This window comes from Pedobacter sp. 22226, assembly GCF_052045455.1.
GTDB classification, from domain to species: Bacteria; Bacteroidota; Bacteroidia; order Sphingobacteriales; family Sphingobacteriaceae; genus Pedobacter; species Pedobacter jeongneungensis.
The window spans coordinates 734410-749057 of sequence record NZ_JBQEPB010000002.1; the positions used below are offsets into that span (position 1 = coordinate 734410).

15 protein-coding genes are annotated in these 14648 nt (G+C 37.0%); 9 read left to right on the plus strand and 6 right to left on the minus strand.

Going from position 1 to position 14648, the window contains the following annotated elements:
• The first annotated feature begins 80 nt into the window (after positions 1–80).
• On the plus strand, positions 81–416 hold the full coding sequence (gene gldC, locus ACTJKC_RS06635; RefSeq protein ID WP_025143157.1) for a gliding motility protein GldC: 336 nt from the start codon (positions 81–83) through the stop codon (positions 414–416).
• A 131-nt stretch (positions 417–547) separates the two neighbouring features.
• Complete coding sequence (locus tag ACTJKC_RS06640) at positions 548–946, plus strand: hypothetical protein (protein ID WP_440790786.1); 399 nt, start codon at positions 548–550, stop codon at positions 944–946.
• On the opposite strand, the gene ACTJKC_RS06645 is transcribed toward ACTJKC_RS06640, so the two are convergent.
• The 3 genes from ACTJKC_RS06645 to ACTJKC_RS06655 are packed head-to-tail and all read right to left on the minus strand — an operon-like array spanning position 943 to position 2393.
• The gene (locus ACTJKC_RS06645) at positions 943–1452 is read right to left on the minus strand and encodes a lipocalin family protein (protein ID WP_440790787.1); all 510 of its coding nucleotides are present in this window, start codon (positions 1450–1452) and stop codon (positions 943–945) included. The genes ACTJKC_RS06640 and ACTJKC_RS06645 overlap by 4 nt on opposite strands.
• Positions 1453–1509: 57 nt before the next feature.
• The gene (locus ACTJKC_RS06650; RefSeq protein WP_440790788.1) at positions 1510–1896 is read right to left on the minus strand and encodes a hypothetical protein; all 387 of its coding nucleotides are present in this window, start codon (positions 1894–1896) and stop codon (positions 1510–1512) included.
• 17 nt (positions 1897–1913) lie between these two features.
• On the minus strand, positions 1914–2393 hold the full coding sequence (locus tag ACTJKC_RS06655; RefSeq protein ID WP_440790789.1) for a methylated-DNA--[protein]-cysteine S-methyltransferase: 480 nt from the start codon (positions 2391–2393) through the stop codon (positions 1914–1916).
• 260 nt (positions 2394–2653) lie between these two features.
• Between ACTJKC_RS06655 and ACTJKC_RS06660 the strand changes: the two genes are divergently transcribed.
• The 4 genes from ACTJKC_RS06660 (at position 2654) to ACTJKC_RS06675 (ending at position 6136) form a co-directional block, all read left to right on the plus strand.
• A complete protein-coding gene (locus tag ACTJKC_RS06660) occupies positions 2654–3319 on the plus strand; it encodes a heme exporter protein CcmB (RefSeq protein ID WP_440790790.1) in 666 nt (221 codons plus the stop codon).
• Positions 3320–3399: 80 nt separating this feature from the next.
• Positions 3400–4062 carry a cytochrome c biogenesis protein CcsA gene (gene ccsA, locus ACTJKC_RS06665; protein WP_440790791.1) on the plus strand — a complete coding sequence of 221 codons (663 nt, stop codon included), beginning with the start codon at positions 3400–3402 and terminating at the stop codon, positions 4060–4062.
• Between the two features lies 1 nt (position 4063).
• Positions 4064–4282 carry a CcmD family protein gene (locus ACTJKC_RS06670; protein ID WP_316844405.1) on the plus strand — a complete coding sequence of 73 codons (219 nt, stop codon included), beginning with the start codon at positions 4064–4066 and terminating at the stop codon, positions 4280–4282.
• A gap of 432 nt (positions 4283–4714) precedes the next feature.
• On the plus strand, positions 4715–6136 hold the full coding sequence (locus tag ACTJKC_RS06675; protein ID WP_344849494.1) for a Glu/Leu/Phe/Val family dehydrogenase: 1422 nt from the start codon (positions 4715–4717) through the stop codon (positions 6134–6136).
• A 305-nt stretch (positions 6137–6441) separates the two neighbouring features.
• On the opposite strand, the gene ACTJKC_RS06680 is transcribed toward ACTJKC_RS06675, so the two are convergent.
• The 3 genes from ACTJKC_RS06680 to ACTJKC_RS06690 form a co-directional block, all read right to left on the minus strand.
• On the minus strand, positions 6442–7788 hold the full coding sequence (locus ACTJKC_RS06680; RefSeq protein ID WP_440790792.1) for a hypothetical protein: 1347 nt from the start codon (positions 7786–7788) through the stop codon (positions 6442–6444).
• Between the two features lie 152 nt (positions 7789–7940).
• Positions 7941–9959, minus strand: coding sequence for a hypothetical protein (locus ACTJKC_RS06685; protein WP_440790793.1), 2019 nt, complete (start codon positions 9957–9959; stop codon positions 7941–7943).
• Positions 9960–9993: 34 nt separating this feature from the next.
• Positions 9994–10674, minus strand: a complete 681-nt coding sequence (locus ACTJKC_RS06690) for a hypothetical protein (RefSeq protein WP_440790794.1) — start codon at positions 10672–10674, stop codon at positions 9994–9996.
• Positions 10675–10928: 254 nt separating this feature from the next.
• Between ACTJKC_RS06690 and ACTJKC_RS06695 the strand changes: the two genes are divergently transcribed.
• Genes ACTJKC_RS06695 through ACTJKC_RS06705 form a run of 3 tightly spaced genes read left to right on the plus strand, consistent with a single transcriptional unit; the run spans position 10929 to position 14609 of the window.
• Positions 10929–11363, plus strand: a complete 435-nt coding sequence (locus tag ACTJKC_RS06695) for a cytochrome c maturation protein CcmE domain-containing protein (protein ID WP_187593832.1) — start codon at positions 10929–10931, stop codon at positions 11361–11363.
• A gap of 8 nt (positions 11364–11371) precedes the next feature.
• Positions 11372–13840: a heme lyase CcmF/NrfE family subunit gene (locus ACTJKC_RS06700; RefSeq protein WP_440790795.1), complete on the plus strand. Its 2469-nt coding sequence runs from the start codon at positions 11372–11374 to the stop codon at positions 13838–13840.
• A 4-nt stretch (positions 13841–13844) separates the two neighbouring features.
• Positions 13845–14609 carry a Rossmann-like and DUF2520 domain-containing protein gene (locus ACTJKC_RS06705; protein WP_440790796.1) on the plus strand — a complete coding sequence of 255 codons (765 nt, stop codon included), beginning with the start codon at positions 13845–13847 and terminating at the stop codon, positions 14607–14609.
• The last annotated feature ends 39 nt before the right edge of the window (positions 14610–14648 follow it).

Here is a 14648-nt window from a genome sequence, read left to right on the forward strand (position 1 = left end):
TAAATTCATCATCTTTGCATCCGTAAAAATTATCGATGGGAATCAGTGATATCTGTTAAATCGGTGAAATCAATATTAATATGAGAAAAGCAGAAATAAAAATAACCGTTGAATTAGACGATAACAATATGCCGGAGAACATTCTTTGGGAAAGTACCGATGCACAAACAACGGATAAAGTTCCGGTAAAATCGATGATCCTTGCCCTTTGGGATCACAATTACAAAAATTCAATGCGTATCGATCTGTGGACCAAAGATATGCCTGTTGACGAAATGAAACGTTTCTTCTACGAAACTTTGCAGACTATGGGCGATAGCTTTTTAAAAGCCACAAACGAAACCCTGATTGTTGAAGATTTACGCGATTATTGCGCACATTTTGCCGATAAAATGGGGATTATTGAGGGGCAATAGTAATTGGTTCATTAGTTAAATAGTCATTGGTTTATTAGTCACAGAAAGCCAAAAATTAGCGATAGAACAATCAATTATGAACTATCAACCAGTTAACCAATTCAAACAATTAACCGATTAACCAAAATAAAATGTTAGTATTAAATAAATTCAGGGCTTGGTTAGGCATTTTGTTATGCGTTATTGCAGGTTTCTGCCCGATTTTAAAAGTGCCGATTAAAGGCAACTGGAATTTGTACCAATCTGATGCGCGTTTGTTTTTAATCACTTACGCCATTATCGCCATTTCTGTATTGTTTCTGTTTATCAGAAAAGTTGGTGCATTTAGGTTTATGAGTTTTGTAATGGCTATCTGGTATGTTTTAGCTGTAGTTGCCGTTTATTTTACAGCTAATAATTATACTAAATATGGTTTTGCCAATAAACTAATTGGTAAAGTGGTTCATTTCCAATGGGGATGGATTGTACTTTTAGTGGGTGTAATATTTATGCTCTTTAGCACTAAGCGCGGCGAAAAAATTACGGCTTAAGCTTTTTCGTGCAATTGTGAAGTGAGTTTAGCTACTTCATATCCTTTTGCCTTGCATCTGGCTACAATTTCATCATGGGTTTTTTTCGGCATTGTCTGATTGCGGCTCATGATGAATAAAAATTTATGGTCCGGGTGACCAACCACCACATAAGAATAATCATCAGCCAGTTCAATAATCCAGTAATCAACCTTTATCGGCCAGATAAACTGTGCCTGCAATTCTCCGCTGTCGCCATTTTCTGAGGGGAACATTTTCGATGTTCTCGAATAAACTTTTTCATCTCCTGGCTTTTTGTAGGTGGTAAGCACATTGTAATAGCCGTCTTTATTTAAGGTGTATTTTGTTGTGGTTTCGCGGCTGCCTTTATCGAAAATGGTGGGAATAGAATATAACGAATACCATGTTCCTGCATATTTTTTTAAATCCAGTTTAGCCACCGGAACATTTTTTTCCATAGGCAGATAAGTTAAAAGAACAAGCAGGAGTGAGCAAATCGTTTTCATAATATCATTGGTTTTGATATTATTTACGGATTTGAGCTGATCCTGGTTTTGAAAATGTTAATCTATTGTAAAATAGTCGTCTGTATCTTCTTCTAAAGGGATGTAAATCCTTTCCCATTCATTGCCATCTACAATTTCCCAGGTGTGACCGTCGCCTGCGGTATCATTGGCTATCAGCACAATCCCCGGTTCAATAATAAAAGTTTCACCATTACTTACCGTAAATTTCAGTCTGCCTTTCAAGGTAATTACATACTGTCGTCGTGGTGCAGGGTGGGAGATTTTTTCAAGGGTAGATACATCTGTTTGTGCAAAAAAGTAATTTGCATTAATGTGCTGGCGGATGGGGATTTTTCCGGTTTCGAATGCACATTTGTCTCCTTCAATATTAATTAAACGGATGGCTTTTAAATGGTTTGGTGTTTCGGCTTGATCTGTATTCATCTGCTAAATAGTATGTTTTAAAATTTTAATTCTGTTTGTCCTTGCTGAGTAACTTCACGTTCGTGCTGCAGCAGCCATTGCTTGCGCCATAAACCGCCGGCATAGCCTACTAATTTACCATTGCTGCCAATTACCCTATGGCAGGGCACCACTATGGCAATATTGTTTTTTCCGTTTGCAGATGCTATTGCACGGATGGCTAAAGGTTTGTGCGCCGAAAATTTGGCGTAAGAAGTGGTTTCGCCATATGGTATAGCCAGCAAATTCTGCCAAACTTCCTGCTGAAAATCAGTTCCTTGCTGTTGCATCGGGAAATCGAAATCGCGAAGCGTACCATTAAAATACTCTTTTAATTGATTGGCAACTTTTATGGTCAGTTCATTCTCGGTTAAGCCCGAAACATCTTTTTCTTCAAAAGTAACGGCATACACAAATTCCTCATCAGCCAGGATGGTTATATTGCCAATCGACGTTTCTATAACTGATGCGTAGTTCATACTATTATTACTTTAACCACAGATTTACACAGATGAACACAGATTACTGTTTAACAATTTCTCTGTGTCAAGAATTTTTTTTCTGCGTCTCCATGGCTAATGCCCCTTCAAAAAACATCTGTGTTTATCCCTTTTTTCTGTGGTTAAGATTTTATCTGTTTTGTTTTCTGTGTTTCCATAGCCAATAATCCGCTAACAAAATTACAACAATACAACAATAAAGCCATCCAACAATAGCGCAATTATTTATCTTTGCGGTTATGCAATTGGCCAAAGAGGTTAAATATTTAATTCACAAAGAAGTTTTATTAGAGTGGCGCTCCAAATATACCATTAACGGTGTGTTGCTCTATGTGGTTTCCACTATTTTTACCTGTTATCTTTCTTTTATAAGCCTTGGCGATAAATTAACCTGGAACGCCCTGTTCTGGATTATTATGCTTTTTGCCTCCATTAATGGTGTTTCTAAGAGTTTTCTACAGGAAACGAAGGGGCAACAGCTTTACAGTTATATTTTGGCCAGTCCGACGGCAGTTTTAATTTCTAAAACCGTTTACAATACATTACTGATGTTGGTACTTACTACCATTGCCCTGGGTTTTTATACTTTGGTTTTCGATTCCTTTACCCCGCCTGATATGGTGCTGTATTATGTAGCCGTGGTATTGGGAAGTGTGAGTTTCTCTACCGTATTTACCATGGTTTCGGCCATTGCAAGCAAGGCGGGTAATGGCGGTATGTTAATGGCAATATTAAGCTTTCCGATCATTATTCCGGTATTAATTTTATTGATTAAGCTGGCTAAAAATGCAGTTGATGGCCTGCCATGGGAAAATAGTTACGATGAAATTGCGATGTTATTGGTGGTAAATGTACTGATGGTAGCAACCTCTTTATTGTTATTTCCTTACCTTTGGAGGGATTAAATATGGAAGATGGAAGATGGATGATGAATTAGAAAAATGTTCACTCATTCAAAACTGATTCATTCAATAATTAAATATATATGCATAAAACCTGGTGGAAAATTTTAGGTTCAGTTTTAGTAATTTATACTGCGATTGCAGGATTGTTATTAGGTGTACCTCATTTAGCAATCTTAAACGAAACAATCCGTAACCTGTATTTCCATGTTCCGATGTGGTTTGCCATGATCGTTCTTTTTTCAATTTCTGTTTTTTACAGTGTAAAATCGTTAAGCAGCAAAAACGAAATAGATGATATTAGAGCCGTAGAAAGTGTAAATGCAGGGATTATTTTTGGTGTTTTAGGTTTAATAACCGGGGCCATCTGGGCAAAATACACCTGGGGACAGTTTTGGAGCTTTGATCCTAAACAAAATTTTGCTGCCATATCCATTTTATTGTATTTTGCCTACCTTATTCTCCGTAATGCGATTGATGAAGAACAGAAAAGGGCTAAAATTTCTGCTATTTACAATATTTTTGCCTTCCCGATGATGGTTGTATTGCTTTTCGTGCTTCCACGTTTAAAAGATTCATTACATCCGGGCAATGGCGGTAACCCTGGTTTTAACAGTTACGATTTAGATAGTCGCATGCGCATGGTATTCTATCCCGCATGTTTAGGCTGGATATTAATTGGTTATTGGGTATATACCATCCGTTTCAGAATTCGTAATATTGAAAACAAACAACAACATAACTAAAATGAAGAAGATATTTTTCTCCCTGATATTAATGATGGCCACCATGCAGTTATTTGCACAGGATAATGGCGTAGAAATGGCCGATAGCCTTCGTAGCAATGGAAAGATATATGTTGTGGTAATCTGTATCGTAATTATCCTGGTTGGCTTGTTGGCCTATCTTTTCTCTATTGATAAAAGATTAAAGAAAATCGAAAAAGAAAACCATATCGAAAAATAACATGTGCTGGATGATGACTACGGTTATCCGGATTAAAATTTAAAGGAGATCTATCATTGATCTCTTTTTTTATGTCTTATTTCTGATGCAGAATATAATATTCGTAATTATAATGCTGTTTTTGTTCTTTGGTTAATCAGTATTGCAATAAAATAGCTTTGTGGATATTTTTTTTATAATTTTTTTTCGGCAGAATAAGCATTCATAAAACCTATTAAAATAGTCGTTTTAATTATGATGACGAGTCGAGATATCGCTGTTTAAACCAGTTTAGATGTTGTTTTTGAACAGTTTTCCATAATCGGTATAAAGCCTGTTATTTAACAGAAACAGAATGGTGTTAGCTGTACACTAAGTGTTTTTGCATTTGGATATGTGCAGTTTTTTTAGGCAATTTTGCAGCGAAAACTTATTCAATATAAAAAATAAATAATGGCTAATCTAGCAGACGAGAACAAGTTCTTTGCAGATGTTTGTAAAAACTTTGACAGTGCGGCTCAATTCACCAATCATCCCGAAGGTTTATTGAACCAGATTAAAACATGTAATAGTGTATATCGTTTCCAGTTCCCAATCCGCCGCGGAAACGGTTTTGAAGTAATTGACGCCTGGCGCGTAGAGCACTCTCACCACATGAGCCCTACAAAGGGTGGTATCCGTTACAGCGAAATGGTTAACGAAGATGAGGTGATGGCACTTGCAGCTTTAATGACCTACAAATGTGCCATCGTTAACGTTCCGTTTGGTGGTGCAAAAGGTGGTATCAAAATCAACACCAAACAATACAGTGTTGCCGAACTGGAAACCATTACCCGTCGTTATACTACAGAATTAATTAAGAAAAACTTTATCGGTCCCGGTATTGATGTTCCTGCTCCTGATTATGGATCGGGCGAACGCGAAATGAGCTGGATTGCCGATACTTATATGACCATGAACCCTGGTCAGCTTGATGCTTTGGGTTGCGTAACCGGTAAACCAATTGCTTTGCATGGTATCCGTGGACGTAAAGAGGCTACAGGCCGTGGTGTTGCTTACGCCGTACGTGAGTGTGTTGAAGTTGCCGAAGATATGGCTAAAATCGGTTTTAAAGCTGGTTTAGGAGACAAAAGGGTAATTGTTCAGGGATTGGGTAATGTGGGTTATCACTCTGCTAAGTTTCTTGCTGAATTTGGTGCTACCATTGTTGGACTTTGCGAATTTGAAGGAGCCATTTACAATGCCAACGGATTAAACGTTGACGAGGTTTTTGCACACCGTAAAAATACAGGATCTATCCTTGATTTCCCTGGCGCTACAAGTTTCAAAAATTCAATGGAAGGTTTAGAGCAGGATTGCGATATCATCGTTCCGGCTGCTTTAGAAAACCAGTTTACCGAACTTAATATCCGTAACATTAAAGCAAAAATTATTGCTGAAGGTGCAAACGGACCAACTACACCAGAAGCTGAAGCTATTTTTACCGAAATGGGTGGTATCATCATCCCCGATATGTACTGTAACGCAGGTGGTGTAACGGTTTCTTATTTTGAGTGGTTAAAAAACCTTTCTCACGTGGCATTCGGGCGTATGGAGAACCGTTATGCGGCCAATTCAAACGCTAACTTAATTGCTACTTTAGAGAACCTGACCGGTAAAACCATCCTTCCTGAACACCGTTTAATGATTGTTAAAGGTGCATCGGAAATGGAATTGGTAAACTCTGGTCTGGAAGATACCATGATCCATTCTTACCACGAGATCCGCGAAACATTGATGACCAAACCGGGCACGCAGACGTTAAGAACTGCTGCTTTTGTAAATTCAATTGATAAAATTGCGGTTTCTTATATGAACTTAGGCGTTTGGCCATAATAAACTGATCGTCATTGCGAATCCTGTTTTTTTATCAGGATGAAGCAATCTTATTCAAAAGCGTTGTAGGTTATCTACAGCGCTTTTTTGTTTTTTCCCCTCAAAAAATATCGTCATTTCGAGCGAAGCGCAGCGAAGTCGAGAACCCGAAGGCTCAGCAAAGCTAAATCTATCTCGAGATAGATCTCTCCCTGCCCGAAGCAGGCGGGCGCTCCACTGCGTTCCGGTCGAGATGACGACACTTTTATTGAAGTCTGTTAATAATAGTAGAATGTAAAGCAGTCGAGATGACGAAACTTTCAATTTTACAAGCCCTTCAAAATCTGATATAACGAATTAATATCCCCGTTTTTCAATTCAATTTTACCATCAATTTGAACTTTTTTATTATCCAATAATTTTCCTTTAACTTCTAAATTCCTGAGCGTTTTAAAATAGCTGTTAATAAATGGCGTTTCCATTTGTTGGCCCAGTTTAATCAGATTAACATTTAAATAAAGAAAATCTGTTGAAGTAACTTTTGAGATTGAGAAATTTTGGTTTTTAACTGTTGAGAAATTTAAGTTTTCCCCGTTACTGTTCACAAACACTTTATAAAGCGGAAAAGCATTTTTATTTACTGTGTTGCTATCTAAATTAATCAAGCCCTGTTTAGCCAGGTAATTTTTTAATCCATTGCCTTTCGAGCCGACATTAACCGAAATGGAAGGAATATTTCGCTTCTGTAAGCTTACTTTTTCAACCTTCTCAAAGTCGTCATTGTATTCGTAGGTGATAATGGAATCGATTTGTGTGATGGAATTTGTCCATTCAAAATCCAGCTTTCCATTGTAATATTTAATTAAGCTATCCTGTTCTAAACTGAGGTTTTTAAACTTGTAAATTTTATGATCACCTGGCTTCAGGTTTGCATTTAACCAGAATGAAACCGTGCTGTTTGGATTGATTTGATGATAAACAGATTGTGCTGCAGGTAAAATATCTTTGGCTAAAAATACATAGCTAAAATTAACACTTCCGCTCTTAAAATCAATCCTGCCATTATTTTCAGCATTGGCAAATATAATATGCCCGTTTTGATCCAGTACCTCTTTAAGCTTACTTTCGCTTGCTTTAATCATATTTTTCTGGTTTAAAATATCAGTTAAAATCGGTTCGAAGTTTCTAATCTGGGTCGTTATTACCATTGCAACTGCTTTATTATTGTAACAGAGCATAAAATTACCCAATCGCGATTTGGCCATACTAAAGCCTTCTGCTTTTTTTATAATTTGCAGGTGAAGCACATTTTTAATAAAATTTTCGAAATCTGTGCTATTTTTTATGTCCAGACGGGAAAATACAGTGCCAGCAGGCTGTGTGGCAAGGTTATAGAAATAAATACTCGCTGGGATTGAAAGGCCGGTGGCATATTTATCAATTTTAATAACGGCTCCTTTCTTAACATCAGATTTTAGATAATAACCTGGATTACCGGTCATATTCAATATAATGGTTTGATAAAGCTCATCAACATTGATTTTAATGATACCGGTAGCATTTTTCGGAATCAGCGTTTGCCCCGTCTGATATTTCCGGTATTTTAAAACACCAGCAAAAAAAATAAGCAGCAATATTACTATCGCTGCTGTTATTTTAAGGAATTTTTTCATTGAGAATGGTTAAGAATGGTTAACTGTATAAATTGGTTAATCGGTTAACTGTTGATTAGTTCATTAGCCATTGGTTTGCAAATTGCAACATTTCAAACTTTACAACATTTTAATTGGTTAGGTTCTCCAAACTAAAAACTCCCAACTCCGAACTATTTAGCTGCGTTCTCAATTAACGAAAACAAATATTTCAATGCATTTTCATGTCCGTTAGGGATTTCTGCGCTGATATCAGCCGAAACCAATCTGCCTTTTATCGGGTTCGATTTCATGTACACATTGCCCATTTTCTCTAAAGTGCTGTTAAATTTCTTAGCGGTTTCTACTCCGCCAATTTCCGAATCAGGAACTTTACCCACCAGGTTTTTGGCATTAAATAAAAAGCTGAAATTGTTTTTGCTCAATAAATCTTTATGCAACTTACTGATTTTATTAGTGTATTGATTATTGCTGATACTTTGCATCTCGCTTAACGAATTACCAAAAAACACAATGCCATCTTTAATCATAAAGTAAATATCAACCGGACTTTTCTTTTCCTGGATTTTATAAATGTTGTTTTCAACCGTTACCATGTTTTTATGGATGCCATATTTAATCAGTTTGTCAATCAACCTATGGTCTTCTGATGAGAACATAAAAAGGAAATCGGGCAAAGTTTCATTTTTGGTTTTTGTTACTTCTTTCTGTTTGTAATCGTCGTCGTATTCGTAAGTGGTGTAGGTAACTTCTTTGGATTTTAATCCATTTATAACGAACAGGGCATCACCTTTAATTACTTTGCTTACCGCTTCTTCATCCAATAAAAGTGAAAACAGGTCGGTTCCAAGGTCTATTTCTTCATCCATTTTGCCACCCAAAAAAGAGCCGTAGGTCTGTTTTAGTAATTTTGGGAATTCTTCCAGATATGCTTTGGTATCAATAGAATAGCTCATAAAACCAAGGGCTTTTTCGCTGTTTACATAATTCAGGAACTTTTTATTTAATTTCCGGTTCATGATTTTTTTATAAGCGTCGGCTTGTTCCTGAGCCAGTTCTAAACCTGTAGAAATGCGGAAACTTTTATTATCCATAAAAAGTTTAGCGTTTAAGCTGCCATAACCTGTCATCAATCCTGCTTTGCCATAAGTACCAAATTCTGGCGAAATAGAATTGTAAACATCCTGTAAGCTCGATACCCAAAGCTCTGCAATGGCTTTATTATCCAAACTTGCGGTATAAGATTTATTGCTTTCTATGGATTCGTAAGTACCGTTAAAAATCTGATCGGCCTGAGCATTCATCCAGGTAAAAGCGAGCCTTTTTTTCTTGGCATCCTGCTCTGCCCGTTCCTGTTGGTAAGCATCATATTGTTCATTAATTTGACCGTTTACAGGAGTTATGCCAGTGCTATCGACTGTTTCTTCAGGATAGATGACATCAAGAGGTTGATCCTTAACTTTTTTCGCCTTTTTAGAAGTTTTCTTTTTACCTGTTTTTTTTGTTGCAACAGTTTTTTTAGTATTCTTTTTGATTGTCGGCTTTTTCTGAACTTTTGCTTTTTCAATAACCGGGGCTTCAACAACTTCAACCATAGGCTCGGCTGTAACCGCAACGGCAGAATCTGCTAATACTGCTGTGCTATCAACTGCCAGCGCATCATCGCTCTGGAACCTGATATCTTTTATACCATAGCGCGCAGATTTGGCCGAGTCGGCAAAAAATGAACTTCTAATACTGCCAGTTACAAAATAAAGCATGTTATTGTTCCATTTAACGATGCTGGTACTATCAGGCATAACCATGGTACGGATATCGCCCTGCTGGCTATATTTTTTCTCTTTATTATTAATCAGGCTTTCAAATTTCTTTGCATCCTTTATCGGGATCAAAAAACAGTTGTAAGTAATACTATCGCTCAACTGGTTAAAGTAGTACATGTTTTTCTCCAGGTTAATACCGAAATCTTCGATACTGGTGAAATTTTTATCCAATGATTTAGAAGTTTCTGTCAGTAATTTTTTGCCTACAAAAGATTCGTTAAAATCTTTTACAAACATCAGTTTAAAAACATTGTCGCCTTTAATGGTGGCCACTGTGAAAGCATTTGAAGGAATTTTTTTGACCAGATCTTGCGCCTTAGCCAAATTGAATGATAAAAAGAGGGAGATGGAAATTAGAATTTTTTTCATTTAGATAGATTTTCTTGTAGTAGTAGTGATGATTTTATTTAGATAGTTGTATGGTGTTCGATACGTTAATTTTTCCGTTGATTAAATCCATGATGCTGCTTTTTAACATCACGGCCTTTTTAGATTTCGACACATTTGATGCCGGGTTGGTGCTACTTGTTACAGGAGATTCGAAACGATAGATGCTCGTATAGGTTGCACCATTAAAAACAGCTTTGTCTTTTGCCTTCAATTTGTTAAATTCAGTTTTAGCCGTGCCTATCGCCTGGTATTTCCTGCTAAAGGTTTTTGTGGTTTTGTTGTAAGCATAAGATGAGGTATTGGTAGCCTTAATTTTCTGTTGAGCCAGAATGTTTTTAGTGATGTTATTGATATTTGAAACATCCTTAAACGAAAAACTGATGGTAGCGATGTAATTGTTAAAATCGCTGCTGCTTTTTACGTTCGATATGCCTTCTGATTTTTTTAAATAGGCCACCGCTTCATTTAGTTCCTGCTGAATTTTCTGCCTGCTGGGCACTTTGTAACCCTGTACACTATCCAATAGCATTACCGATGCCACCTTGGTTTTACTCTGGCTTAAATTAATGGTAAGTATAACATCGCCTGTACCATCATTTTTCATGCTGATTTCTTCGATCACTTCAAAACAGGAACTTAAAACGGGGATCAGCAATACAAATAACAGCAGCTTATAAAGTTGTTTCGGGTGCATATTTAAGAGGTTTATGTTTTACAATGAAATGTAAAAAGAAATGATTATCTGATGGACCAAACTTAAGAATTTCAGTCCGGACTTTTAAGCAATTTAAGATATTCGCAAAAATGGATGATGAATTTTGTCATTCTTTAAAATATTGTGCATCAAAAATCAGGTAATTGTCAATATAAAGACAAGAAAAATGTAAAAGAATGCTTGCTAAGCCTATTTTTCTATCTTTGTTGCCAGCTTTTACAATACATATCAACATGAAGAAAAGTGCAATCATTGGGTTAATTACCATTGCTATTTCCGTAGGGATTTTATTTAGCTTAAATGCAAATACCGATACCTACTCTAATTTCAAACAGGCCACGCTTTCTGGTAAAGAAGAGCACGTTATGGGCTACTGGGAAAAATCAATGGGTACTTATTACGACGCTTTAAAAGACGCCAACCATTTTTCATTCCACATGAAAGATGAAAAAGGAGAAGTGAGAGAGGTAATCTATGCAGGTACCAAGCCACAGGATTTTGAAAAATCAGAAAAACTCGTACTGATCGGTAAAATGGATCAGGACAAATTCTACGCATCGAAAATTTTAATGAAATGCCCTTCTAAATATAACGATAACCTGGTAGAGGTGAATAAGGACGGCAAAGTTGAAGAAGTAAGCAAAGACGGCGGGAAAAAATATAACTAATTTATTTAATGGATATTCAATTTGTAGGCGAACACCTGTTACCAGGTAAAATCGGACAGTTTTTTATTGTTCTGGCATTTAGTGCATCATTACTATCTACCATATCGTATTTTTTTGCCAGTCGCGATAAAAATTTAGAAGAAAAATCCTGGAGAAACTTAGGACGCATTGGATTTCTGATCAATTTTGCGAGTATTATCGGTATTGGAGCAATTTTGTTCTACCTCGTTCTTGGTCACTACAATGAATACAGTTATGTTTATTTCCACTCTTCAAAAGAACTGCCGGTTTATTATATTATTTCGGCTTTTTGGGAAGGACAGGAGGGAAGTTTCTGGTTATGGGCTTTCTGGCAGTCGTTTTTAGGCGCATTGTTAATCTGGAAAGCTAAAACGTGGGAAAACCCTGTAATGACGGTTGTTGCTTTTTCACAGGTTTTCTTAAGCTCAATGTTATTGGGAATTTCGATTTTCGGTGAGCGTATCGGAAGTTCTCCGTTTATCCTGTTAAGAGATGCTGTTGATTTAAAAGCCATGGCGCCGGTTGTTTTTGCCAATCCGGAAAACTTTAAAGATTACCTTAAATTTATTACCGACGGCAGGGGTTTAAACCCATTATTGCAAAACTATTGGATGGTAATCCATCCGCCAACCCTGTTTTTGGGTTTTGCCAGTATGGTAGTGCCTTTTGCATATGGAATTGCTGCTTTATGGCAAAAAAGATATAAAGAATGGATTAAACCTGCTATGCCATGGACGCTTTTTGCGGTAATGGTATTGGGTACAGGTATTATCATGGGGTCGTTCTGGGCGTACGAAGCACTAAACTTTGGTGGTTTCTGGGCATGGGATCCGGTTGAAAACGCATCACTGATTCCGTGGTTAACCTTAATCGGTGCCGTACACGTTATGATTGCCTACAAAAATACCGGTCACGCTTATTTTACCGCAATTGCCCTCGTATTTTTAAGTTTCTTATTGGTACTTTATGCTTCATTCTTAACCCGGAGCGGAATTTTGGGCGATACTTCTGTACACTCATTCACCGATATGGGCATGTTTGGTCACCTGATCCTTTATAATGTGGTGTTTGCTGTTTTGGCAGTAGCGTTAATCGTAATAAGATGGAAAGAATTGCCGATTACAACCAAAGATGAAGAAACCTACTCCCGCGAATTCTGGATGTTCATTGGTGCTTTAGTCGTAACCATTGCCTGTATCCAGGTAATTTTCTCTACTTCAGTTCCGGTATTTAACAAAGCATTTGGTACTAATTTTACGCCGCCTATTGATGCCGTTAAATATTATAACCAGTGGCAGGCCCCATTTGCAGTATTAATTACTTTGATTTCTGGTTTCTCTCAATATTTAAAATATAAAAGAACCGATCCGCGTAAATTTTACAGCAGTTTAGTATCTGCCATTATTTTCTCGATCGTATTAACTGCTGGCTTGGTATATGTAGCCGATATTTATACCAATACCATGTACATCCTGATTACCTTTAGCTGTTTATTTGCAGTGCTTTCTAACGCGGCAATTTTATACCAGGCTTTTGGTGGAAAGGCCAAACTGGCCGGATCTGCGATTGCACACATCGGTTTTGCTTTCTTAATTTTAGGGGCGCTGATTTCTGCTGCTACCAACAAACCTTTATCCATCAATGCGAATAATTTTATTCCGGTAAAGGATTTTGAGAAAACGGAGAAACCTGGCGAAAACATCATGTTATATAAAAATGAGCCTAAAAAAATGGGCAAGTACACCGTAACTTATGTTAGCGATACCACAAAAGCTCCGAACACCATTTACGAGCTTAATTTTAAAGTAATAGATGAAAAAACCGGTAAGGTTAAAGAAGACTTTAACTTACATCCACATGTGCAGGATAATGAGAAGATGGGGCTTATCGCATCTCCTGATACCAAGCATTATTTAACATACGATGTTTATACCCATATTACCAGTGCAGCCATTAAAAAAGAATCGCACGGTGACCACGAAGGTCATTCAGATGATGAAAATTATAAAGAGCCACGGATTGTTAAGGTTTCGGTAGGGGATACCATCCATACCACCAGCGGAATTGTAACGGTTAAAGATCTGAACAGAAAACCTACCGCTAAAGATTTAGCTTTGGCACAAGGTGATTATGCGGTTGGTTTACCATTAGAAATTAATGCTGCCGGAAAGATTTATAACACAGAGCCTATTTTCTTAATAAAAGGAAATAATACTTTCGATTTCGCCCGTAAAGTGGAAGAATTAGATTTGAAATTCCGTTTCTCAAGGGTTTTACCGGATGAGAAAAAAGTAGAGTTGCAGATTTTTGAAAAACCGCAGCAAGCTAAAGACTGGGTTGTTTTTAAAGCGATTGAATTTCCTTTCATCAATTTATACTGGGCTGGTACGATTGTAATGGTTGTTGGTTTCTTACTTTCAATTTTCAGAAGAAGAAAAGAGGCAAAAGCCGCATAAAATCATGAAAATTGTTTTATTAGGTTCTGGAAATGTTGCCACACACTTAGCAAAAGCTTTAAAAAGTAAAGGCGAAGAGATTGTGCAGGTGTACAGTCAAAACCTAGATAATGCAAGCTTATTGGCGCAATCAATCGCGACTGAAGCCATTAACGATTTAAATAAAATTGAAGTAAACGCAGATCTGTATATCATTTCGGTAAAGGATGATGCCATCGCATTTGTAGCTGCTGCTTTAAAAAAGGTTAATGGTTTGGTGGTACATACTTCTGGCACTACCGATATTGATGTTTTGGCTTCACAGGTAGCAAAAGCCGGGGTTTTTTATCCTTTGCAAACTTTTTCGAGAAGCAAAGAAGTTTCATTTGAAAATATTCCACTTTGTATCGAAGCAAGCGATAATGACCAGTTAGCTATTTTAAGTAATTTGGCTCATAAAATCAGCAGCCAGGTTTATGAGCTGGATGGGGAGAAGAGAAAAGTATTGCACCTTGCTGCCGTATTTGCCTGTAATTTTCCAAACCACCTGTATGCACTGGCCAATAAAATTTTAAACCAGAATGGTTTGGATTTTGAAATCATAAGGCCTTTGATTGCAGAAACAGCTGATAAGGTAATGGTTAATTTACCCGAAAACGTACAAACTGGACCAGCGGTACGGGCCGACGAAAACACTTTAAATAAGCATTTGAGCATGCTAAATGATATGCCCGAATTGCAGAACATTTATCAAACACTAAGCAGTAGCATAAAATTAATGCCGAAATAGCATAATTACGGCTTTTGCTTGTTACTTTTGCAAAATAAT

Excerpts from the sequence above, each read along its gene's own strand:
- ACTJKC_RS06695 (WP_187593832.1), top strand. The coding sequence starts at position 10,929 with ATGAAGAAAAGTGCAATCATTGGGTTAATTACCATTGCTATTTCCGTA.
- ACTJKC_RS06705 (WP_440790796.1), top strand. The coding sequence starts at position 13,845 with ATGAAAATTGTTTTATTAGGTTCTGGAAATGTTGCCACACACTTAGCA.
- ACTJKC_RS06700 (WP_440790795.1), top strand. The coding sequence starts at position 11,372 with ATGGATATTCAATTTGTAGGCGAACACCTGTTACCAGGTAAAATCGGA.
- ACTJKC_RS06645 (WP_440790787.1), bottom strand. The coding sequence starts at position 1,452 with ATGAAAACGATTTGCTCACTCCTGCTTGTTCTTTTAACTTATCTGCCT.
- ACTJKC_RS06660 (WP_440790790.1), top strand. The coding sequence starts at position 2,654 with ATGCAATTGGCCAAAGAGGTTAAATATTTAATTCACAAAGAAGTTTTA.
- ACTJKC_RS06690 (WP_440790794.1), bottom strand. The coding sequence starts at position 10,674 with ATGCACCCGAAACAACTTTATAAGCTGCTGTTATTTGTATTGCTGATC.
- ACTJKC_RS06640 (WP_440790786.1), top strand. The coding sequence starts at position 548 with ATGTTAGTATTAAATAAATTCAGGGCTTGGTTAGGCATTTTGTTATGC.
- ACTJKC_RS06670 (WP_316844405.1), top strand. The coding sequence starts at position 4,064 with ATGAAGAAGATATTTTTCTCCCTGATATTAATGATGGCCACCATGCAG.
- ACTJKC_RS06655 (WP_440790789.1), bottom strand. The coding sequence starts at position 2,393 with ATGAACTACGCATCAGTTATAGAAACGTCGATTGGCAATATAACCATC.
- ACTJKC_RS06680 (WP_440790792.1), bottom strand. The coding sequence starts at position 7,788 with ATGAAAAAATTCCTTAAAATAACAGCAGCGATAGTAATATTGCTGCTT.
- gldC (WP_025143157.1), top strand. The coding sequence starts at position 81 with ATGAGAAAAGCAGAAATAAAAATAACCGTTGAATTAGACGATAACAAT.
- ACTJKC_RS06650 (WP_440790788.1), bottom strand. The coding sequence starts at position 1,896 with ATGAATACAGATCAAGCCGAAACACCAAACCATTTAAAAGCCATCCGT.
- ccsA (WP_440790791.1), top strand. The coding sequence starts at position 3,400 with ATGCATAAAACCTGGTGGAAAATTTTAGGTTCAGTTTTAGTAATTTAT.
- ACTJKC_RS06675 (WP_344849494.1), top strand. The coding sequence starts at position 4,715 with ATGGCTAATCTAGCAGACGAGAACAAGTTCTTTGCAGATGTTTGTAAA.
- ACTJKC_RS06685 (WP_440790793.1), bottom strand. The coding sequence starts at position 9,959 with ATGAAAAAAATTCTAATTTCCATCTCCCTCTTTTTATCATTCAATTTG.